Source organism: Mycolicibacterium sichuanense (genome assembly GCF_033741125.1).
GTDB lineage: Bacteria > Actinomycetota > Actinomycetes > Mycobacteriales > Mycobacteriaceae > Mycobacterium.
Genome location: NZ_JAWQPU010000003.1, coordinates 561817 through 583033, shown reverse-complemented (window position 1 = coordinate 583033; position 21217 = coordinate 561817). Strand labels below are relative to the sequence as shown.

Annotated in this window: 24 protein-coding genes; 13 read left to right on the top strand and 11 right to left on the bottom strand. The window is 69.2% G+C overall.

Annotation, left to right across the window (positions count from 1 at the left end; all coding sequences use genetic code 11):
• Positions 1–7: 7 nt before the first annotated feature.
• Both SBI80_RS13235 and SBI80_RS13230 read left to right on the top strand, forming a co-directional pair.
• The gene (locus tag SBI80_RS13235) at positions 8–385 is read left to right on the top strand and encodes a nuclear transport factor 2 family protein (protein WP_318975193.1); all 378 of its coding nucleotides are present in this window, start codon (positions 8–10) and stop codon (positions 383–385) included.
• 19 nt (positions 386–404) lie between these two features.
• Positions 405–1184, top strand: a complete 780-nt coding sequence (locus tag SBI80_RS13230; RefSeq protein ID WP_318975191.1) for an adenylate/guanylate cyclase domain-containing protein — start codon at positions 405–407, stop codon at positions 1182–1184.
• Here the strand turns inward: SBI80_RS13230 and SBI80_RS13225 are convergent.
• Together SBI80_RS13225 and SBI80_RS13220 are read right to left on the bottom strand one after the other, a co-directional pair.
• On the bottom strand, positions 1177–1803 hold the full coding sequence (locus tag SBI80_RS13225; RefSeq protein ID WP_318975189.1) for a hypothetical protein: 627 nt from the start codon (positions 1801–1803) through the stop codon (positions 1177–1179). The genes SBI80_RS13230 and SBI80_RS13225 overlap by 8 nt on opposite strands.
• Positions 1804–1815: 12 nt before the next feature.
• Complete coding sequence (locus SBI80_RS13220; RefSeq protein ID WP_318975187.1) at positions 1816–1986, bottom strand: hypothetical protein; 171 nt, start codon at positions 1984–1986, stop codon at positions 1816–1818.
• 41 nt (positions 1987–2027) lie between these two features.
• On the opposite strand from SBI80_RS13220, the gene SBI80_RS13215 reads away from it, so the two are divergent.
• Both SBI80_RS13215 and SBI80_RS13210 read left to right on the top strand, forming a co-directional pair.
• Complete coding sequence (locus SBI80_RS13215; protein ID WP_318975264.1) at positions 2028–2705, top strand: guanylate cyclase; 678 nt, start codon at positions 2028–2030, stop codon at positions 2703–2705.
• A gap of 29 nt (positions 2706–2734) precedes the next feature.
• Entirely contained in the window at positions 2735–2992 is a 258-nt protein-coding gene (locus SBI80_RS13210) for a hypothetical protein (RefSeq protein ID WP_318975186.1), read from the top strand.
• Between the two features lie 17 nt (positions 2993–3009).
• Here SBI80_RS13210 and SBI80_RS13205 read toward each other — a convergent pair whose 3' ends face one another.
• From SBI80_RS13205 to SBI80_RS13185, 5 genes are all read right to left on the bottom strand, one after another.
• The gene (locus SBI80_RS13205) at positions 3010–3993 is read right to left on the bottom strand and encodes an FAD binding domain-containing protein (protein WP_318975184.1); all 984 of its coding nucleotides are present in this window, start codon (positions 3991–3993) and stop codon (positions 3010–3012) included.
• The gene (locus tag SBI80_RS13200) at positions 3990–4520 is read right to left on the bottom strand and encodes a (2Fe-2S)-binding protein (protein ID WP_318975182.1); all 531 of its coding nucleotides are present in this window, start codon (positions 4518–4520) and stop codon (positions 3990–3992) included. The genes SBI80_RS13205 and SBI80_RS13200 overlap by 4 nt, the downstream gene beginning before the upstream one ends.
• The gene (locus SBI80_RS13195) at positions 4517–6769 is read right to left on the bottom strand and encodes a xanthine dehydrogenase family protein molybdopterin-binding subunit (protein WP_318975180.1); all 2253 of its coding nucleotides are present in this window, start codon (positions 6767–6769) and stop codon (positions 4517–4519) included. The genes SBI80_RS13200 and SBI80_RS13195 overlap by 4 nt, the downstream gene beginning before the upstream one ends.
• Positions 6766–7983: an FAD binding domain-containing protein gene (locus SBI80_RS13190; RefSeq protein WP_318975178.1), complete on the bottom strand. Its 1218-nt coding sequence runs from the start codon at positions 7981–7983 to the stop codon at positions 6766–6768. The genes SBI80_RS13195 and SBI80_RS13190 overlap by 4 nt, the downstream gene beginning before the upstream one ends.
• A 75-nt stretch (positions 7984–8058) precedes the next feature.
• Positions 8059–9843: a helix-turn-helix domain-containing protein gene (locus tag SBI80_RS13185; protein WP_318975176.1), complete on the bottom strand. Its 1785-nt coding sequence runs from the start codon at positions 9841–9843 to the stop codon at positions 8059–8061.
• Positions 9844–9945: 102 nt separating this feature from the next.
• Here SBI80_RS13185 and SBI80_RS13180 point away from each other — a divergent pair, with 102 nt between their 5' ends.
• The 8 genes from SBI80_RS13180 (at position 9946) to SBI80_RS13145 (ending at position 17003) form a co-directional block, all read left to right on the top strand.
• Positions 9946–11448 carry an aldehyde dehydrogenase family protein gene (locus SBI80_RS13180; protein WP_318975175.1) on the top strand — a complete coding sequence of 501 codons (1503 nt, stop codon included), beginning with the start codon at positions 9946–9948 and terminating at the stop codon, positions 11446–11448.
• Between the two features lie 35 nt (positions 11449–11483).
• A complete protein-coding gene (locus SBI80_RS13175; RefSeq protein WP_318975173.1) occupies positions 11484–12872 on the top strand; it encodes an MFS transporter in 1389 nt (462 codons plus the stop codon).
• Entirely contained in the window at positions 12869–14059 is a 1191-nt protein-coding gene (locus SBI80_RS13170) for an FAD binding domain-containing protein (RefSeq protein WP_318975171.1), read from the top strand. The genes SBI80_RS13175 and SBI80_RS13170 overlap by 4 nt, the downstream gene beginning before the upstream one ends.
• A 25-nt stretch (positions 14060–14084) precedes the next feature.
• A complete protein-coding gene (locus SBI80_RS13165; RefSeq protein WP_318975169.1) occupies positions 14085–14522 on the top strand; it encodes a cupin domain-containing protein in 438 nt (145 codons plus the stop codon).
• An 8-nt stretch (positions 14523–14530) separates the two neighbouring features.
• Positions 14531–15613 carry an NADH:flavin oxidoreductase/NADH oxidase gene (locus SBI80_RS13160; RefSeq protein WP_318975167.1) on the top strand — a complete coding sequence of 361 codons (1083 nt, stop codon included), beginning with the start codon at positions 14531–14533 and terminating at the stop codon, positions 15611–15613.
• Positions 15614–15654: 41 nt separating this feature from the next.
• The gene (locus tag SBI80_RS13155) at positions 15655–15984 is read left to right on the top strand and encodes a hypothetical protein (protein WP_318975166.1); all 330 of its coding nucleotides are present in this window, start codon (positions 15655–15657) and stop codon (positions 15982–15984) included.
• A 346-nt stretch (positions 15985–16330) separates the two neighbouring features.
• Positions 16331–16579, top strand: a complete 249-nt coding sequence (locus SBI80_RS13150) for a hypothetical protein (RefSeq protein ID WP_318975164.1) — start codon at positions 16331–16333, stop codon at positions 16577–16579.
• 127 nt (positions 16580–16706) lie between these two features.
• A complete protein-coding gene (locus SBI80_RS13145) occupies positions 16707–17003 on the top strand; it encodes an HNH endonuclease (RefSeq protein ID WP_318975263.1) in 297 nt (98 codons plus the stop codon).
• Between the two features lie 7 nt (positions 17004–17010).
• Here SBI80_RS13145 and SBI80_RS13140 read toward each other — a convergent pair whose 3' ends face one another.
• Together SBI80_RS13140 and SBI80_RS13135 are read right to left on the bottom strand one after the other, a co-directional pair.
• Positions 17011–17397, bottom strand: coding sequence for an ester cyclase (locus tag SBI80_RS13140; RefSeq protein ID WP_318975162.1), 387 nt, complete (start codon positions 17395–17397; stop codon positions 17011–17013).
• 139 nt (positions 17398–17536) lie between these two features.
• A complete protein-coding gene (locus SBI80_RS13135; protein ID WP_318975160.1) occupies positions 17537–18757 on the bottom strand; it encodes a cytochrome P450 in 1221 nt (406 codons plus the stop codon).
• Between the two features lie 185 nt (positions 18758–18942).
• On the opposite strand from SBI80_RS13135, the gene SBI80_RS13130 reads away from it, so the two are divergent.
• Complete coding sequence (locus tag SBI80_RS13130; RefSeq protein ID WP_318975158.1) at positions 18943–19491, top strand: TetR/AcrR family transcriptional regulator; 549 nt, start codon at positions 18943–18945, stop codon at positions 19489–19491.
• A 119-nt stretch (positions 19492–19610) separates the two neighbouring features.
• Here the strand turns inward: SBI80_RS13130 and SBI80_RS13125 are convergent, their stop codons facing one another.
• Positions 19611–20018, bottom strand: coding sequence for a styrene oxide isomerase (locus SBI80_RS13125; RefSeq protein WP_318975156.1), 408 nt, complete (start codon positions 20016–20018; stop codon positions 19611–19613).
• Between the two features lie 34 nt (positions 20019–20052).
• Positions 20053–21144, bottom strand: coding sequence for a redox-regulated ATPase YchF (gene ychF / locus SBI80_RS13120; protein ID WP_318975154.1), 1092 nt, complete (start codon positions 21142–21144; stop codon positions 20053–20055).
• Between the last annotated feature and the right edge of the window lie 73 nt (positions 21145–21217).

Genomic DNA, 21217 nt, shown 5'->3' with positions numbered 1-21217 from the left:
TCGAGACATGGCGCAGTCCGCCGACGAGCTGGTGACCGAGTTCTGTGCTCTGTGGGCCGACCCCGATCCCGAGCGCATCCTGAGTTACTTCACCGATGACGCCGTGTACCACAACATTCCGATGCCGCCCGCCGAGGGCCGTGCGGCGATCAAGGACTTCCTCGCCGTCATGCTCGATGGGTTCGACGGCATCGACTTCACCGTGCATCGCCAGTTCGGCCAGGGCAACGTGGTGATGAACGAGCGCACCGACGTGATGCGCCGGACCGACGGCGGCCGCCTCGAGCTGCCAGTGATGGGAGTCTTCGAGGTGCGCGACGGCCGCATTGCGGCGTGGCGGGACTACTTCGACCTCGGCACCGTCACCGCGGCGTTCTACCGGTAGCGGCGCGCGCACCCCCACGATGATCGCGGTCTACGTACTGATCGCCATCGCCGTCGGCGAGGCCGTTGCGATCGGGGTGCTGTGGCGGCGGGTGCGCGCCCGCGACGTCGAGCTGAACGATCTTCGCCGCCGGCTCGACACCCGCACCAACCTCATCTCGGGTGGCCGCGAAGCCGTCAAGACCGTGTGGCAGACGGCCACCATCCTGCGCAAGGAGGGGCTCGGCGCGGCCGTCCGCTCCAACATCGAGGACCTCGCCGACTGGGCCACCGTCGAACGCCCCGATCTGGCCCGGCTGGCGCCCAACGGCCGGGTCACCATCCTGTTCTCCGACATCGAGGAGTCCACCTCCCTCAACGAACGCATCGGCGACCGCGCCTTCGTCCGGCTCATCGACCGGCACGCCAGGATGGTCGGCCGCCATGTCAGGCGCCACGACGGCTACGTGGTCAAGAGCCAGGGCGACGGGTTCATGATCGCGTTCGCCGAACCCGAACGGGCCGTCCGCTGCAGCCTGGACGTCCAGCGCGAACTTGCCAAGCGGTCCAACGGGATTCGGGTGCGCATCGGCATCCACGCCGGCAAGTCGGTACGCCGCGGTGATGACCTGTTCGGCCGCAACGTGGCGATGGCGGCCCGGGTCGCCGCGGCGGCCGCCGGCGGCGAAGTACTGGTCAGCGAGTCCGTCCGCGATGCCGTCGTCCTGGCGGACGTCGGCTTCGACGACGGCCGTGACGTCGAGCTCAAGGGGTTTGGCGGAACGCACCGCCTGTACGCCGTCACCGCGGCGGCTACTTGATCAGAGCCAGCCCCACCCGCACGGCGATCGCCTGGCGCTGCCCGACGTCCAGCGCATAGTCGCGCGGGGTGATGACGTCCGGGCGGGTGTAGAAGTCGATCCGCACGATGGCACGGTCCTGGCCGAAGACCAGCGCCGTGACGGCCTTGAGCCCGTCGTGCGACATGCCCGTGAACATCAGGCCGCCCGTACCGACCGGCACCGGTTGCGCAGGCGCCGTCGGCACCACGGTGGACAGATCGCTCTGGGCCTTGCGCAGTTCGTCGGGCACCGACGCGGGGTCCGGAGGCAGCACGATGGTGATGCCCAGCGCACGTGACTGGTCCGCGTTGGTCATCAGCACCTCGGCGCCCTTGACGCCGTCGGGGTCTCGGATCGGTGGTGGGGACGCGTAGTCGTCACCGGCCTGGTTCACCTCGGCGGCCTGCAGTAGCAGCGGCGTGTAGTCGGTCGGGGCCGGGTTCGCCGACGTGGTGGTGGGTAGCGTGGGCAGCGGCAGCCCCAGCGCCGGGACGGACGCCGACACCGGTGTCGGCCCACCGGGCTGGGCGCAGCCCGCGAGCATGGCACCGACGGACAGCACTGCGACCAGGAGCCGACCGAAACGCGACGGTGTCATGTGGGAGAGCTCCTACGCCTCGTGGCCGAACGTGTCCGACTCGGCCAGTCGCTGGTGCAGCTTGGCCCGAATGTCGTCCGGCGCGTATGCATTTCGCTTGCGCTGGTCCCGCGCGACGAACACGCCGCCGGCCACCACCCCGGCGACACCGGCCAGCCCGATCCACTTCCACACGCTTCGCATCGACTCAGTCTGCCTAAGCTTCCCTGGTGAAGGCGAATACGGTGACGCTCGACGACGCATTGGCCGAGACCCGGACCGGCGACATCTGGCTCTTCCGCGGCGCCTCCGGCCCCGACCGCGCGATCCAGACGATGACCAACGCCCCGGTCAACCACGTCGGCATGACGGTCGCGATCGACGACCTGCCGCCGCTGATCTGGCATGCCGAACTCGGCGACAAGCTGGAGTGCCTGTGGAGCGGCGGGCATCACCGCGGTGTCCAGCTCAACGACCTGCGCCAGGCGGTCGAGCGGTGGATGCTCACCTACGGTCAGCGGTGCTGGCTGCGGCAGCTGACGCCGTACGCCGACCGCGCCCAGGAGGACGCCCTGCTGCGCGTCATCGCCAGGATGGACGGCACCGCGTTCCCGAGCACCGCCAAGCTGACCGCCCGGTGGTTCCGGGGTCGAGTGCCGACGCTCACCGACTGGACCCGCGGCATCCCGCTGCTCGACGAGCAGGCCCGCAAGCACACCAGCCGCAAGCGGGCCGAGCGCCGCAAGGTCGGCTTCGAGACCGCCTACTGCGCCGAGACCGTCGCGGTCACCTACCAGGAGATGGGGCTGCTGGTAGGTGACAAGGACACCAACTGGTTCGACCCCGGCAAGTTCTGGAGCGGGGACGTCCTTCCGCTGGCTTCGCGCTACCACCTGAGCGACGAGATCGCGGTCGTGCTCTGACGTCCAGGCTCATCCCGTAGCGTCGAGCCATGTACCGAACCACCGCGGTGTTGGCCGCCATCGGCGTCGCCCTCACGGGCTGCGCGGGAATCGGCGACCAGTCGACCAGCTGCCGGGACTTCACCGGCATGAGCCGCGACACCAGAAGCGCCACCGTCGCGAACGTGCTCAAGGCCCGCAACGGCCGCAACGCGTCCACCTCCGACGTCCAGACGATGGTGGACCGGACGCTTGCGTTCTGCTCGGCCCCTGGCAATCAGGACAAGACGGTCGACGACGCGAAGTGACCCGGTGACCGCCGCACTCACTCGGTGGCGGCCTTGGTCAGCGCCCGCACCACCGCATGTCGGCCGAGGTCGACCTTGAAGCCGTTCTGGCTCAACGGTTGCGCGCCGACCATCATGCGTTCGGCGACGTGCCGGAAGATGGCGCGCGTTGGCCGTTCACCCAGCAGGAGCGCCTCGGCGTCGGGCACCCGCCAGGGCTTCGCCGCGACACCACCCATGGCGATGGCGGCCGTTTGGATCACGCCGTCCTCGAGGCGCAGGCCCGCCGCGACCGACACCAGGGCGAACGCGTAGCTGTGGCGGTCGCGCACCTTCAGGTACCAGGAGTGCTCGGCGAACGGCGACGGCGGCAGCTCGATGCCGACGATGAGCTCCGCTGCGCGCAGCGTGTCGTCGCGGTGCGGCTCGTCACCGGGCAGCCGGAAGAAGTCCGCGATCGCGATCGTGCGCGCGCCATCGGGGCCCTGGACGTGCACCGTGGCGTCCAGGATGGCCAGCGCGATGGCCATGTCCGACGGGTGGACGGCCACGCAGGAGTCGCTGGCTCCGAAGATGGCGTGTTCCCTGTTGGCGCCGTCGCGGGCTGCGCACCCCGATCCGGACACACGCTTGTTGCACCGCACGAAGGCGGCGTCCATGAAGTAGGGACACCGGGTGCGCTGCAGCAGGTTTCCCCCGGCGGTGGCCATGTTGCGCAGCTGGGTGGTCGCACCGGACAGGATCGCTTGCGACAGCACGGGGTATCGGGTGCGGATCAGCGGATGGTTGGCGACGGCGCTGTTGGTGACCCCGGATTCGATCAGCACGCCGCCGGTCTCGGTCTCGATGACGTTGGTCAACCCCAAGCGGCGGAGATCGATCAGCGCGGGCGGCGTCTCGACTCCGCCCTTCATCAGGTCGAGCAGGTTGGTGCCACCGGCGTAGTACTTGCCGCCGGTCGCGACGACCCGCTCGATGGCGCCCGCGACGTCCGCGGCGTGCTCGAATTCGAAGGTCTTCATGGCTGCTGCCCCCTGGCCACGCACAAGATCGCGTCGACGATGTTGGCGTAGGCGCCGCACCGGCAGACGTTGCCAGCCATCCGCTCGCGAATCTCGCCGTGGGTCAACTCCGTTGGGCCGGTGCACACGGTCGAGCGGCCCGCCTCGAACGAGGCGGTGGACAGGTCCCCCCTGGCGTGCTCGCGCAGCATCGCGTGCGCCGAGGAGATCTGCCCCGGCGTGCAGTACCCGCACTGGAAGCCGTCGTGTTCGACGAAGGCCCGCTGCAGCGGGTGCAGTTCGTCGTCGGCGCCGATGCCCTCGATGGTGAGGACGTCACTGCCGTCGATGGACGCCGCGAGCGTCAGGCAGCTCAACACGCGCTCGCCGTCGACCGCCACCGTGCACGCCCCGCACAGTCCGTGGTCGCACCCCTTCTTGGTTCCGGTGAGGTGCAAGGTCTCGCGCAGCAGGTCCAGCAGCGTCGAGCGGACGTCGGCGGGGACGGTGTGCGGAACGCCGTTGACGCGCAACGTGACGTCTCTCATCGGGTGCCTTCGGTCGCGGGCTGGTCGGCGAACGGGGTCATCAGGTCCTCCAGGGTGACGGGCAGGTCGCGCATCCGCTTGCCGGTGGCGTGGAAGATCGCGTTGAGGATCGCCGCGGGCACCCCGCAGGTGCCGATCTCCCCGATGCCCCGCACGCCGACCGGGTCGAGGCCGAAATCGGGGACGTCGACGAAGCCGATGTCGAACTCCGGCCGGTCGGCGTGGGTGGGCAGGTAGTACTCGCCGATCAGCTGGGCGGTGTTGGGGTCGTAGGGCACCTGCTCGAGCAGCGCCATGCCGAGGCCGAACGTAATGCCGCCCATCACCTGATTGCGGGCCAGCTTCGGGTTGAGCACCCGCCCGCAGTCCAGCATCGCGACCCACCGCGTCACGGTGGCGCGGCCAATCTCCTCGTCGACCTCGACCTCGCAGAAGTGCGCGCCGAAGGACTGCGACACCGGGCCGTCCTCGGCTCCGCCGCTGGTGACGGTGAAGGTCAGCGTCTCGAGCTGCTCGGGGCTCAGTCGCCGTAACCGCTCGACCAGCGTCGCACCGGAATCGGAGTCCATGTGCAGCAGCCGATTTCGCCATTCGACGGCCGCCTGGTGAACTGCCGAGCCGACGGTGGCCGTCGTCTGCGACGCGCCGCTGTAGGGCGCGTCCGGGAACGACGAATCGCCGGACTCGAACATCACGCTCGCCAGGTCGAGACCCGTGGCCTGCGCGGCGATCTGGGTCATCACCGTCCGGACACCCTGGCCCACCTCGTGGGTGGCCGAGGCGAATCGCACCGTACCCGCGGCGTCGGTGTCGACGCGGCAACTCGCGGGCATGCGCCGTCCGGGATAGGTGGCGGTGGCCATGCCCCAGCCGACCTGGACGCCGTCGCGGCGCAGCGAGCGCGGCGCCATCGGCCGCTGCGCCCACCCGAAGCGTTCGGCACCCCGCAGATAGCACTCCCGCAGGTGCTTGCCCGACCACGGCCGGCCGCTGGCCTGGTCGCACTCCGCCTCGTTGCGCAGCCGAAGTTCCAGCGGGTCCACGCAGGCCGCCACGGCGAGTTCGTCCATTGCGACCTCGAGGGCGAACAGTCCCGGCGCCTCCCCCGGCCCACGCATGAAACACGGTGTGGCAGCGTTGATTCGGGCTACGGTGTGCGACACCGACAGTCTCGGCGAGTGATAGAGGATCCGCGCCGACAGCCCGGTCGGTTCGCAGAAGTGCGCGACGGTCGAGGTCTCGGTCAGCGTGTGCTGTTCGGTGCTGAGCAGCCGGGCCTCGTCGTCGGCCACCAGGGACAGGTGCTGTTCGGTGCGCGGCCGGTGCCCGGTCGAGGAGAACATCTGGTCGCGGGTGAGCACCAGCTTGACGGGCCGGCGAACCTCCCGGGCCGCGACGGCACACAGCGCCACGTGCATCCAGAGGAAGCTCTTCGAGCCGAAGGCCCCACCCACCAGCGGGGCCAGGATGCGGATGTTGGCCTCGGGGATGCCCAGATAGGCGGCCAACGCCGTGCGTTCACCCGTGATCCACCGAGTGGTGTCGTGCACCGTGAGGACGCCACCGTCCCATCGAGCGATGGTGGCGGCGAGCTCGATCGGGTAGTGCGCGTTGACCGGAGTCGTGTAGGTCGCCGCAATCCGGCTCGCCCCAGCCGGTTCGGCGGCCTCACCGCGGTGGTCCTGGAGCTTCTCGTCCTCGAGTTTGACGAAGTGGTCGGGCTGGTAGGCGCCATGGCGGACGCGACCGTCGGGGTCGTCGGCCAGCGGCGGCTCGGCGAGCACCTGCCGAGCGCTCAGCTGAGGAGCCGCCGGCCGGTAGGCCAGGGTGAACGACGAGGCCGCGTACGCCGCGTCCTCCATCGAGTCGGCGATCACCAGCGCCATGTGCTGCCCGACGTGCTGGACGGTGAGGTCGGACAGCGGTGGCCTGCGTTCCAATGGCAGGTCGTAGCTCAGCGACCGTGGCGGCGGTTGCAGCGGAGGACAATTCAGCGCGGTGAGCACGTGCCGCACCCCGGGCAGCGCTAGCGCCCGGTCGGTGCTGGCTTGCAATGACTCCGGCGTCACGGTGCCGTGCGGGATCTCCGACTGGACGAGCGCGGCGTAGAGGAGCCCGGGCACGTCCACGTCGGCGGTATAGCGTGCCCGCCCGGTCACCTTGTCGGTACCCTCCACGCGGTCGACGGGCCTGCCGATCGGACCGCCTGGGACATCGCTGATCGCCGTCACTCCATCAGCCTTGCTCATCGGGGGGCTGCACGTCGAGTCGGCTGACCGCCATCGTCTCCTGCTGCTAGCCGGTAGTCCGGCCCGGCCGCCCCCAGCATCGACTGCGCGGCCAGCCGGATACCGGCACCGGCCACGGCGTTCACGTGCGCCAGCCGCTGGTCCTCCCAGTGGGCGAGGCGCCGTGCCGGCAGCGCCGCCGGCGGCTGCCATCCCTCGAGCGCGTAGGCGAGGGCGGCCGCGTCACCAAGTGCCTTCGAGGTTCCCGACGCGGTGTGCGGACGCACCGTGCCCGCCGCATCGCCGATCAGCATCACCCGGTCGGCGACCATCCTCGACGGGGCGCGGTCGAACACCGGTTGCATGAACACCGCCGAGAGCGCGACCAGTTCGGCGAAGCGTTCGGGCAGGGCCTTCTCGGCGAGGGTGGCCAGCGCGGTGTCGACCTCCTGCGTCGATTCGCCTGGCGGAAGGAAGTTCTCGTAGTGCCGCCCTGAGCGTCCGGTGAGCAATCGGCCCAGGTCGCGCTCCGGGGTGTTGAGGTACCAGACCCAGTTGACGCGCCGCGCTCCGCGGTGGCGCTCACCGTTGGCACCGGGCACCAGGTAGCTCAGCATCTGCATGCCGGGCGCGCCGAAGGAGGTGAACCGTTCGGCCAGCAGACTCCGGAGCGGCTCTGGCAGATCGTCTTCCGGCTCCAGCCCGCGGAAGGCGACGTAACCGGGGTAGGTGACACCGCCGTGAATGCCCGCCAGCGTCCGGGTGGTCGAGCCCACCCCGTCGGCACCGATCAGCAGGTCGGCCTCGGCGGTGTGGCCGTCGGCGAACGTCGCCGTGACCCGGCGGTCCTCGACCGAAAGCCCCGCCAGCGTGCTGTCCAGGCGATGGCTCGCCGCCGGCAGCGGTTCCCGCAGCGCGGTGTACAAGGTGTCCCACGCGGTCATCCACTGCGGGGCGTGGTAGCGGGCCACCCGGCCGTCGCGATGCAACTGTTGGCGCTCGGTGAGCTCGACGCTGACCGACGGCACAGACCTGCCGAGGCTACGCAGCAGCCCCTCGACCTCCGGTTGCATGACGATGCCGGCACCCCGGGGTTGAGTGCGGTCGACGGACCGTTCGTAGACGGTGACGTCGACGCCGATGGCCCGCAGTTCGTGTGCGGCGGCCAGTCCCCCGACCGAGCCACCGATCACCAATGCGCTCGGTCGGCGACGGTCGACGTCGTGGGTGCTCACGGCTCCACGATCCGTGCGCGCCCACGGCGGCGCAATGTCGGGCGGCACATACTCTCGTCCCTCTGGTGTTCCGACCTACACCGACGCGACGGCCTGCACCATCAGCGCCGAGCTGATCTGCAGCGCCGCCGACGGGTCGGCCAGGTCGAGGCCGCACAGCTGCTCGATGCGCCGCAGCCGCTGCGTGACGGTGTTGGGATGGATGTGCAGCGCGCGCGCCGCACGAGTACGGTCGAGCTTGCAGCCGAAGTAGGTCCGCAACGTCTCGACGAGGTCGGTGTGGTGCGCCCGGTCGTAGTCCAACAGCGGGCCGAGCGTCCGCCCGGCGAAGGCGACCAGCTGCGCCGGGTCGTCGAGCTGCAGCAGCAGGCCAAGCACTCCGAGGTCCTCGAGCTGGACGACGGTGTTCGACCGGCCCGCTCGCATCGCGATGTCCAACGCGCCCTTGGCTGTCCGGTAGGCCTCACCGTAGGTTTGCGCGGTCCGCCCCGACACGGCCACGGTGGCAGGTCCGCCCACCGCTGCCGCACCCATCGCGCGCCGCACCAATTCGGCTGCGGCACCGCCTTCTTCGTCGTCGACCGGCCACAGTGTCACGATGTCCCCGCGGTGCATCGCCACCAGCGGGCGGGGCCGATGGGTCCTGGCGAGCTCACCGACCATCGTCAGCGCCCGCGGGTAGAAGCGGCTCTCGACGGGCTCGGCCGCGGTGCCAAGGGCGCCGACGATCGCGGTGTGCGCAAGGCTGAGATCGTGGCCGAGGCGTCGCGCGCGTTCCAGCAGCCGTTCCGAGGGCGTGGCCCCGTCGAGCAGGAGGTCGGCCAGCAGCTCGCCGCGGAGTCGATGCTCCACCTCGGCGGCGGTACGGTCGCGCATCAGCTCCAGCGAGATCACGATCGAGGCGTGCTCGACGGCTCGCACGCCCACCGCGTCCAAAACGGAATCGAGCCTGGGGAACCAGATTCGGGCCACGGCATCCTCCCCGAGCCACGCGACCGAGACGTAGAAGTCGCCGTCGGCGACCCGGACCGGAACCGGCGTCGACGACACGGAACCGTCGACCGTGGTCGCCGAGCGGCCCTCCTCGTCGGGCAGTTCGCGGGCGTCACCGGCACTCGCGAGCACCACGTTGCGCGCGTCGTCGATGAGCACGGGGCGGCCGATCAGCTCGGCAAGCACCGCAGCGATGCCGGCGAGGCCACCGGAGCGGAGCGTCACGGCGAGCAGTCGCTCGTGGATCCGCTCCGAACGGCTCAGCGCATCGCGCTGCTCACGCAGGGATTCGTTGAGCTGGCGCAGCTGATCGAGCCGGCTGGCCGAGACCAACGCGATCGCGGCGTGGTTGGCCAGCAGCGTCAGTCGTTCGATCTCGTGGTCGGTGAAGGTGTGCACCGGAGCGTAGTAACCGTTGAGCGTGCCGAGGATGTCGTCACCGGCGACCAGCGGGACGGAGACGATGGCCCGGTAACCCTGCTCGCGCGCCACCCCGCCCCACGGGGTGAATTCGGGTTCGGCGTCGATGTCGCGGATGGTGACGGCCGCACCGCCGTGAAAGGCCCGGCTCGACGGTGAGCCGCTGTTCAGCCGCACCGGCCGGTCGCTGTTGACCCGGGCGACGTAGTCGGCCGAGAGCCCACTCCACCCGGTGACGACCAGATTCTCCCCCGCCGCGTCCGGGGTCAGCACACCGCAGAAGTCGAATCCCAGAAGCGATTTCGCGGTGTCGGCGACGAGGTCGAGGACGTGCCGGAGGTCGGTGGCCGACGTGGCCGACGTGGCCGCCGAGCTCAACGCCCGCAGCGCACTCAACCACGTCACCAGTTCCATGCCGGGCCGTCGCCCCGGATCGACAGTCGCCATGCCAGCCAGGATGTCACGCGAGTGTCGATGGCGACATTCGATTGACCGAAGTGTATGCCCGGCGACATTGAGCAGCCTCCGGACTGTGACGACACTCATAGCATGACCGACACCGTTCCAGACCTCGCCCGTCCAGACACCCGTCTCGACCCATCAGTGGCGCCCGCGGTGCGCGACATCGTCGACCCCGCTACCGGAGCCGTCATCCAGACGGTCCCGGAACTTGGGGCCGACGGTGTCGATGCAGCCGTGGCGAAGGCGAAGACGGCGCTCTCCGAAGGAGTTTGGCCCACCTTGGTTCGCAGCCAACGCGCCCGGTTGCTGCTGCGCATCGCCGACGCGATCGAGGAGTCCGCCGACCGGCTGTACACCCTCGAGGCCCGCAACAACGGCAGACCGATCACCGAGACCCGCGCGCAGCTGTCCCGGGTGCCGGAGTGGTTCCGCTACAACGCCGGTCTGCTGGCCGCTCAGCGCCAGGCCGTGCTGCCGGGCGACGGCCCCTACCTGACCTACCAGGAGCGCCGGCCGCTCGGCGTGTGCGGCATCATCACCCCGTTCAACCACCCCCTTTTGATCCTGGCCCGCAGTCTGTCGGCCGCGCTGGCCAACGGCAACACCGTGGTCGTCAAGCCGTCGGAGATGACGCCGCTCACCACGATCGCCGTCGCCGAGATCATGGCCGACGCCGGGTTGCCCGACGGCGTGGTCAACGTCGTCACCGGCGCCCGCGAGGCCGGCGCCCGCCTCACCCAGCACCCCGACGTCGCCAAGATCACGCTGACCGGCGGTACCGAGGCCGGCCGGGCGGCGGCGATCGCGACGGCATCGCGATTCGCCAGGGTCACCGCCGAACTCGGCGGCAAGACGCCGGTCGTGGTGTTCGACGACGTCGACCCGGTCGCCGCCGCCGAGGGTGCGGCGTTCTCCGCCTTCGTCGCCGCGGGCCAATCTTGCGTCGCTGGTTCACGTTTCCTGGTGCAGCGCCGGATCTACGACGACTTCGTCACGGCGCTGTCGGCACGTGCCCGCGACATCCGCATCGGCGACCCGACGAGCGCCGACACCCAGATGGGCCCGCTGATCAGCGCCCGCCAGCTGGGCAAGGTCCGCAGCCTCGTCCGGACCGGTGTCGACGAAGGCGCCCGGCTCGCGGCAGGCGGTGGGGTACCCGCGTTGCCAGAACCGTTGCGGGACGGGTTCTTCCTCGAGCCGACGGTGCTGGCCGACGCCACCATGGACATGACGGTCGCACGCGAGGAGATCTTCGGCCCGGTCGCCGTGGTCATCCCGTTCGACGACGAGGACGAGGCCGTCCGGATGGCCAACGACAACCTGTACGGCCTGGGTGCGGGTGTGTGGACCACCGACGTCGGGCGGGCCCACCGCGTCGCGTCGGCCATCGTGGCCGGGATGGTGTGGATCAACGACCACCACCGCCTCGAGCCGTCCCTGCCATGGGGCGGGGTCAAGGAATCCGGCGTCGGCAAGGATGCCGGGTCCGAGTCCTTCGACGACTTCTCCTGGATCAAGACCATCGTCGTCAGGACCGCGGCCGAACCCGTCGATTGGTACGGCGGAACCGACACCGGCCGCCTGAACTGACCCGCTCCCCCAAGCCATCCACGAAAGGACCTGACATGGCTCGCGATTCCGCTCCACCCACCGGAGGTGGATCCGGCTGGCGCAGCGAGATCAGCCGCACCCAGTGGCTCGTCTTGGCCGGCACCACCCTGGGCTGGGGGCTCGACGGCTTCGCCGGCAGCCTCTACATCCTGGTGCTGGGACCCGCCATGGGAGAGCTGCTGCCCAACAGTGGCGTGCACGTCGGCCCCGCCGCGATCGGCTACTACGGCGGGCTGACCGTGGCCCTGTTCCTCATCGGGTGGGCGACCGGTGGCATCCTGTTCGGCGTCCTCGCCGACTACTTCGGCCGCACCAGGGTGCTGTCGCTGGGCATCCTCACCTACGCCGTCTTCAGTGCGCTGGCGGCCTTCGCCGATACCTGGTGGCAGCTCGGCATCCTACGGTTCATCGCGGGGCTGGGCTCCGGCGTCGAGGCCCCCGTCGGGGCGGCGCTGATCGCCGAGACGTGGCGCAACCGCTTCCGGGCCCGCGCGGGCGGCATCATGATGTCGGGCTACGCCGCGGGGTTCTTCGCTGCGGCCGCGATCTACGCCCTGCTCGGCAGCCACGGCTGGCGGTTCATGCTGGCGCTGGCGGGATTGCCCGCGCTGGTGGTGTGGTTCATCCGCCGCTTCGTACCGGAGCCGCCCGAGATCGGTGCCCACCTCAGCGCGCGTCGCGAGCGGAAGGCCAACGGCACCAGCACGTCTCATGACCGCTTCGTCCTCCGGCGGCTCTTCGCTGCCCCGCTGCTGCGGCCGATGCTCATCTGCACGGCGCTGGCAACCGGTGCGCTCATCTCGTTCTGGAGCGTGTCGACGTGGTACCCGCAGATCATCCGGCAGCTGAGCCTGGCCGAGGGCCTGCCCACCGGCCTGGCCGACCATCGGGTGGCCACGGCGGCGATGCTGTTCAACGCGGGCGGCATCGTCGGCTACGCGTCCTGGGGCTTCCTCGCCGACGCGATCGGTCGCCGCAAGGCGTTCGTGGTCAGCTTCGTCGTCTCAGCCGCCACCGTTGCCTGGACGTTCCCTTTCGACCGCGGCTACGCCGAATTCCTGCTCGCCATGCCACTTCTGGGCTTTGGACTCTTCGGCGCCCTCTCCGGCACCTTCATCTACGCTCCCGAACTCTTCCCGCCGAGCGTGCGGGCCACGGCATTGGCGGTGTGCAACAGCGTCGGACGCTACGTCACCGCACTCGGTCCGCTGACAGCCGGAGCCATCGCGACCTCCTGGTTCGGCGGCAACCTCGGCCTGGCCACCGCATCGGTGGCCGCGTTCGGCCTGATCGCGATCATCGGACTTGCCTTCGCCCGCGAAACCCGCGGTGAACCACTGCCTTCGGATCCGGCTCCCGCCGGGTCACAACCCATCCATCACATCGAGAAGAGCGCCTCGTGAGCGACTACACCAACTCGTCGGCCATCGTCGTCGGCGGCTCGATCGGCGGACTCACCACGGCACTGCTGTTGCGTGATCTCGGCTTCACCGTCGACGTCTACGAGCGCACCCCCACCGCGCTCGACGGGCGGGGCAGCGGCATCGTGCTGCAGCCCGACACCGTGCGGTGGTTCACCGAACGCAGCTCGCAGCAGCTGTCCGACCTGAGCACCTCCACGGCATACCTCCAATACCTCACCCCCACCGGCGACGTCGAGTACCGGGAACGCAGTACCTGGACCTACACGTCGTGGGGCACGTTCTACCGGGCACTGCTCGCCGACTTCGGCACCGAGCACTACCACTACGGCGAATATGCCTGCGGATTCGGCGAAGAACCCGACGGTGTCACCGTCCGCTTCGTCAGCGGACGGCGCGAGACGGCAGACCTGGTTGTCTTCGCCGACGGCGTCACCTCGGTCGCGCGGCAGCGGTTCGACCCCGACTCGGCGCTGAGCTATTCGGGTTACGTCGGGTGGCGGGGCACCGTGCGTCTCGGCGACCTCGACGCCGCCACCCGCGAGGTGCTTCAGGACGCCATCACCTACCAGGTGATCCCCAATTCGCACATCACGATGTACCCCATCCCCGGGGAGAAGGGCCTCGCGCTGGCGGACCGCCAGATGAACTACGTCTGGTACCGGAACGCCCCTGCCGGAGCGGATCTGACCGAGATGCTGATCGACAAGCGGGGGTTTCCCGGTGTCGTGTCGGTGCACCCGGGACAGGTGCAGGACCGCTACGTCGCGGAGGTGAAGCAGGCCGCCCGCGAGCACCTGGCACCCGCCATCGCCGACGTCGTCCTGGCCACCGAGGCGCCCTACCTCCAGGTGGTCTCCGACTCCCGCTCCACCCGAATGGCCATGGGCCGGGCCGCCCTCATCGGCGACGCCGCCTGCGCCGCACGGCCGCACGCGGCGGCGGGCACCGCCAAGGCCGCGGCCGACGGCTGGGCCCTGGCCGCCGCCCTGGAGCAAGCCGGTGGCGACGTCGCCGCCGCGCTGAAGAAGTGGGAGCCGGCGCAACTGCAGCTCAGCGATGCGCTGCTGCGCCGGGTCGTCGCCATGGGCGAACGATCCCAGTTCAGCAACACCTGGACCCCCGGTGATCCCGACCTGCGCTTCGGGCTCTACGGACCCGGCCACTAATCCGACCCATCTACGAGGAGACGACATGAACGACAACGGATTCCTTTCCGATCTACCCTTGGCTGGCGACCTCGTCGCCACCGAATTCGAGGGCTGGCCCGACTGGCTCAAGGCCGAGTTCGCCGAGCACGCCGAGGACGGCGAGGTGGGCTCCCGGCTGCTCAGCGAGAACGATCGGGTCCGGGTGTGGGAGATTCGTCTGGCGCCCGGTGAGCGCTGGCACGCACACCGCCACGTCCTCGACTACTTCTGGACCGCCGTCAACGCCGGCCGCAGCAGGCAGCACACGTTCGACGGTACGGTTCGGGAGGTGTCATACGAAGCGGGCGAGACGCGACACTTCCACTTCGGCGCAGGCGAATATCTCCTGCACGACATCGAGAACATCGGCGACACCGAGCTGATCTTCAGCACCATCGAACACCTCGACAGCGAGAACGCCCCGCTGCCGCTCGAGAAGTAGGGATCGGCATGCCCCACTTGTTCACACCCCTGACCCTGCGCGAAGTGACGTTCGCCCACCGGGCCTGGATGTCGCCGATGATGCAGTTCGCGGCTGCACCGGACGGTAACGACACCGGAACGCCGTCGGACTGGCACCTGCAACACCTCGGCTCGCGGGCAGCCGCCGGCGCCGCACTGGTCATGGTGGAGGCCACCGCGGTCGATCCGGTCGGACGCAGCAGCGTCTACGACGTCGGCCTCTGGAACGACCGCCAGGCCATGGCCTTTCGCCGCATCACCGACTTCGTCTCGGGCCAAGGATCGGTCCCCGGCATCCAGTTGGTGCACGCGGGCCGCAAGGGCTCGACGGGGCGGCCTTGGCGGGACGAGCATCCGCAGACCTGGGGCACCGTCGGGGCCAGCGCGCTGCCGTTCGGCCGGCTGCCCAGCCCGGCCGAGCTCGGCATCGACGAGATCGAGACGATCGTCGGAGCCTTCGCCGACGCCGCCCGCCGCGCCGCGGTCGCCGGCTTCAAGGTGCTGGAACTGCATGGCGCCCATGGATATCTGATCCACCAGTTCCTCTCGCCGCACTCCAACGTCCGCACCGACCGGTACGGCGGGTCACTGCAGAACCGGCTTCGCTTCGCCATCGAGGTCACCCGCGCCGTGCGGTCCAGTTGGCCCGAGGAGCTGCCGCTGTTCTTCCGCGTCTCGGCCACCGACTGGCTCGGTGGGGACACCGACGACGAGCGACCCGGGTGGACGGTCGACGACACCGTCGAACTCGCCTCCCAGCTCAAGGATCTCGGCGTCGACCTGATGGACGTGTCCTCTGGCGGATCCGCACCCGACGCCAAGATCACCGTCGGCCCCGGCTACCAGGTGCCATTCGCGGCGCGAGTGCGCAAGGAGGTCGAAATCCCCACCTCCGCAGTCGGATTGATCACCGACGCGGAACAGGCCGACGAGATCGTCAGCTCCGAACAGGCCGACGCCGTCTTCCTGGCCAGGGAACTCCTGCGCAACCCGTCGTGGTTCCGGCAGGCGGCCGAGCAGCTGGGCGCCGAGCTGGCGCACCCGCCGCAGTACGCGAGGGCATTCCGCTAACGCAGCAGACGTTCAGCAAAGCCTGCTAGCGTCATCGCCCGATGACCGATCCCGGTGGCTTCCAGATCGTGGTGATGGACGGCCCGACCGCGTCCACGCTGTCCCAGATCCTGCCGTTGCTGCTGCTGACCCTGATCATCGAGCTGCGCAGAACCGCGTTGCACCGCAGGTTCTCCCGGCTCTTGTTCGGCATCTTCTTCTTCGCGTTCGGGGTGATCGAGACGGTGCTGGTGCTCTCGATCGACGGGATGCTCTATCCCTTCCAGTGGGGTGATCTGCTCTCCGCGCTGGCGATCTTCACGCTGCTGACGATGATCTTCGTCATCTCGTTCATCGACGTGGGCACCCGCGGGCCCGACGACCGCCAATAGGAGCCCAGCCAGGCGGCAGGATCGCGCACGGCGCCGAGTAGCCGGGTGACCCGGCGCCGCCGGGCACGCAGTCTCAGAGCCACGTACGTACCGATCGCCAACGCCGCCAACACCGCACCGATCCACAGGATCGCGGCGATCAGGTAGATCACCTCGACTGCAGTCATGCCGACGAGCGTGCCGGGACGCGGTCGCGTCAGGGTCACGGGCCGGCCACACCTCGGCGACCAAAAGAGGATTCCGGCTAGCTGCAATGGCAGTTGGGTGCCAGCAGCGACGACGTAGAAGGCCGCGGCACACAGGATGAGAAGTGTCCAACGAGGACCACCGAGCAGAGGAGACCATCATGGAGACACCCTTCACCTACGCCCTGACCGGACTGGCCGCGGTCCTGGTCGGCGGAGCCGTCGCACTGGCTCCCGCCGCAAGCGCCGCCCCCGCGCCGGCACCCATCGCGACGAGCATCCAGCCCGTCGGCACCGACCCGCTGATTCCCTATGGCCCCGAGCCCCAGGTGCCCGGCCGGCTGGGATACGTCGACTCCAACCACGACGAGGCCAACACCACCAATGGCCAGGTGGACCTGCCGTTCTGAGCGCGGGTCCGGCGGGACGCGCAGCGATGCGCTCCCCGGCCGGGCCGCTCACCCGCGGTAGCCTCGGCGCGTGCCGTCCCGAAGTCAGACCCGCGCGGTCCGCTACGCGCGGCGACGTCGCAAGCGCATGGCGTTGCAGGAGCACAGCCTCACCGAGGCGGAGTGGGCCGCGCTGACGGTGGCCTGGGGTGGCTGCGCATACTGCGGGGCGGCCGGGACCCCGCTGCAAAAGGACTGCGTCCTACCCATTTCGCGCGGCGGCCGCTACGAACTCGCCAACGTGGTGCCCAGCTGCCGCTCCTGCAATGCCAGCAAGTGCAATGCCGAGGTGACCACCTGGATGCGCCGCAAGAAGCTCGACGAGTCCGCCTTCCTGGTGCGCCAGGCCACCATCAACCGCGCCCTGACCGCCGTCGAGGAGTGACTCCGGATCACACCTGCTGCCGGATCGCTTCTCGGTCGATCACCGACCAGACCTCTACGATCCGGCCGTCGACGAATCGGTAGAAGACGTGTTCGGCGAAATGGACCCGGCCGCCCTTCGGCGCGAACCCGAGGAACGCGTGCCGGGGCGTGCAGTCGAAGAAGAGCCGGCAGGCCACGACGTGGGCGTCGGCGAGCAGGATCTCGGGCTCGAACCGCAGATCGGGAATCGCGTCCACGTCCGCCTCGAGCATCGCGCGGTAGTCGCTCAGCATCATCGGCGCGTGGTTGTAGGACAGCTCCTCGGCCACGAAGTCACCGAGATCGGACCATCGTCGTTCGTTCAAGCAGGCCAGGTACTTTCGATAGACGTCGACCAAGTCGTCCTGACTCAAGGTTCGTCCCTCCCCACCAGATCGCCGACCCTCGTGCCTGCATGACACATCGCCGCCAGCGTGCCCGCGTCCTTGAACGGACGGCGACTGTCTTCCATCATCACTCGGTGACGGTGCGCAGAGAAGCCTGCCCGTCAGGTCAGGTGAGCGCCAGATGCAGGTGCTCGAGCCGACGCACCAGAAGGCTGGGCAGCCAGCGCCCGGTCTGCGCGGCGTCGACCCACGTGGTGCGTTGCAACAGCTGCCCGAGCACGACGGTGGCCTCCAACCGGGCCAGCGCAGCACCGACGCAGAAGTGCGCACCCCTGCCGAAGGCCAGGTGCCCTCTGTCACCGGACCGGTCGAGCCGGAACACCCCGGGATCGTCGACGTGCGAGGGGTCGCGGTTGGCGGCGCCCCACATCAGCAGCAAGCGGGACCCGGCCGGCAGGGCCACTCCGCCGAGTTCGGTGTCGCGAACGACGTGGCGGTAGTGACCGCGAAACGGCGGTTCGAAGCGCAGCACCTCCTCCAGGAACGCGCCGAGCAGTTCTGGTCGGTCCCGCACCTGGCGCTGGATCGCCGGACGGCTGGCCAGGATCCAGGCCGCCGAACCGATCAACGACGCGGTGCTCTCACCCCCGGCGCTGAACAGCGTGATCAATATGACCTGCGCGGCGACCTCGTCCAATTCGCCGGCGGCCCGAGCCCTCGCGAGGTCACCGAGCAGGTCATCCCGCGGGTTCACGGTGGCGTGACGGAACCGCTCGGTGATGTAGGCGCCGAGTTCGGCGACCGCCCTACCGGCGGCGGTCAGCTGCTCCTCGCCGACCAGTGCCTCCACGAACTGCGTTGCAGCACATCCCCATTCGACGAGCTCTTCGACGTCGCGATCGGGAATTCCGATGATCCCGCCGACGACCAGCATCGGCAGCCGGTTGGCCATCGCCCCCATCCACTCGACGCAGCCGTCGCGCACGCCATGGTGCCAGAGGTGGGCGGCCGTCTCGGCGATGAACGGCTCGACCGCGCGGACGCGCCTGACCGCCAGGTGCGGGATCAGCGCCTTGCGGTGGGTGGCGTGCACGGGATCATCGGCAGTGGCGAGCGCCTGCGTCGGTCCGCCAAGCTCACCCATCGGGAACGTGTCCACGGAGCCGTCGGCGCCACGCATCATCGTCGCGGTCAGGTTCGAGGAGAAGTCTGCGCATCGTGTGACCGCCTCGTCGACGGCAGCCCAACCGGTGACGGCGTAGAAGTCCGAGTCGCCGATCCGGTGCACCGGACCCTTTGCGTGCATGCGCTCGTAGAGCGGATACGGGTCCTGGACGTATTGGTCGTCGAAGAGCGCGATGCCCAGAGCACCATCCCGGCCGGCCATGACTCCACGCTGATGGCCCGACCCGTCCGCGTCAATCGAAGGCGCGGAAGTCGAGATGGGGTGTCGCCGCCGTCGCGTATCGGCGTCTCACCGGCCATCGGCCACCAGCGCCATCGGTGAGAAGTTCGATGGGTTTCGTCTCAACTCTGAGAAACTGAGTTCCAGACGACACAGGGAGCGCACAGGTGGTTCGAGACGATTGGGTCGTCGGCGGAGATCGCCGGGCGGCAGCCGCGGAGCGCATCTACACCGCTGCGGTCGACCTGGTGCTTCGAGAGGGGCTGGACGCCTTGGACGTCGACGTGCTGGCCGAGCGCGTGCACTGCTCGAGGGCCACGATCTACCGATACGCCGGCGGCAAGGCGCAGATCCGCGATGCCGTGCTGGTCCGCGTCGCCGCCGCCGTCACCGATACCGTTCGTCGCGAGGTCGACGGACTCGATGGCAACGAGCGGGTCATCGGCGCCATCGCCGCTGCACTGCGACAGATCAGGTCGGATCCGGTCCGTCGACTGGTCTCGGATGCACGCACGACACCCCGGCTGAGCGACCTACGCGACTCGTCGGTCCTCGGCGCCCTTGCCGCAGAACTCACCGGGATCACCGACGACGACCCCATGGCTGCGGCGTGGATCGTCCACCTGGTGATGTCGTTGACCTACCTGCCGCTGGGTGATGAACGGACCGAGGCCGACATGCTGCGTCGATTCGTCCTCCCCGCGTTCGACCGATGACCGGCGCCGGGGTCGTCGACCATGCCACCGATCGGGAGGGGGACTTCACTCACACGTTGAAGCGGAACTCCACCACGTCGCGTCGCAACCGAAGCGCCCGGCGCGAGCGGACACGGTTCCTATCTCACGACGCCCACGATGAGAACGATGCTGGCTGCGATCATCGCGGGCGCAAGCGACACCAGGAGGAAGTTGACTAGTCGCTCCTTGATGGGAGATGCCACGTGGTCCCCCGCCGCGGCCGGCGCGAACTTTTGCCCGGCACCCCAGATCGCTGCGAGTTGCGTGGCCAACCAGTTTGCATACGTTCCGTACGCCAGAAGCGCCACTGTCACGATCTGCCAAACGTGTGGCAGAACGAGATGTGGCCACAGCAGGCCGACCACGATGAGAAACGGGCCGTTCGTCATGCCTTGCAGGTGACTGGCCAGTCCCATGCGTGGATTCTTGAGGGCCGGGATCACCACACCCGTCACGAGACCGAGGACGAAGAGTACTAGCCCCAGCGCGAAGAGGAGCGTCTGCATGGTCGGATGCTACGAGAGCGCGCCGCGACCTGCATCAACCCTTGCTTGTAGACGTTGATCCGAAGCGGAACTCCACCACGTCCCCGTCGGCCATGACGTAGTCCTTGCCCTCCATGCGCACCTTGCCCGCCGACTTGGCCGCCGCCATCGAACCCGCCGCGACCAGATCGTCGAAGGACACGATCTCGGCCTTGATGAAGCCCTTCTCGAAGTCGGTGTGGATGACGCCGGCCGCCTTGGGCGCGGTGTCCCCGCGGTGGATGGTCCAGGCCCGCGCCTCCTTGGGCCCGGCGGTCAGGTAGGTCTGCAGGTTTAGCGTGTGAAAACCCGCCCGCGCCAACGCATCCAAGCCCTTCTCGGTCTGGCCGATCGACTCGAGCAGCTCGGCGGCCGACTCGTCGTCCAGCTCCTGCAGCTCGGCCTCGATCTTGGCGTCGAGGAACACCGCGTCGGCGGGCGCGACCAGCTGGCGCAGCTCGGCCTTGCGCGCCGCGTCGGTCAGCACCGACTCGTCGGCGTTGAACACGTAGAGGAACGGCTTGGTGGTCATCAGGTTCAGCTCGCGCAGCAGCGAGACGTCCGCGCCGGCCGCGAACAGCGTGGTGCCGCCGTCGAGCGTGGCCTGCGCCGCCACCGCGGCCTCGTGGACCGGCTTGCGGTCCTTGTTGTTGCGCGCCTCCTTCTCCAGGCGCGGCACCGCCTTCTCCAGCGTCTGCATGTCGGCCAGGATCAGTTCGGTCTCGATGACCTCGATGTCGGACTTCGGGTCGACCCTTCCGTCGACGTGCACGACGTCGTCGTCGGCGAACACCCGGACCACCTGACAGATCGCGTCGCACTCGCGGATGTTGGCCAGGAACTTGTTGCCAAGGCCCGCCCCCTCCGACGCACCCTTGACGATCCCGGCGATGTCCACGAACGTCACCGGCGCCGGCACGGTCTTCTCCGAGCCGAAGATCTCGGCGAGCTTGTCGAGCCGCGGATCCGGCAGCGCGACCACGCCCTCGTTCGGCTCGATGGTCGCGAACGGGTAGTTGGCGGCGAGCACGTCATTGCGCGTCAACGCGTTGAACAACGTTGACTTGCCGACGTTGGGTAGTCCGACGATTCCGAGGTTGAGGCCCACGGATTGGACAGTCTAGGCGGCTGCCGGGCCCGACCCACCGGCACGCCAACGCGCGCTGTCAGCGCTGCACCCA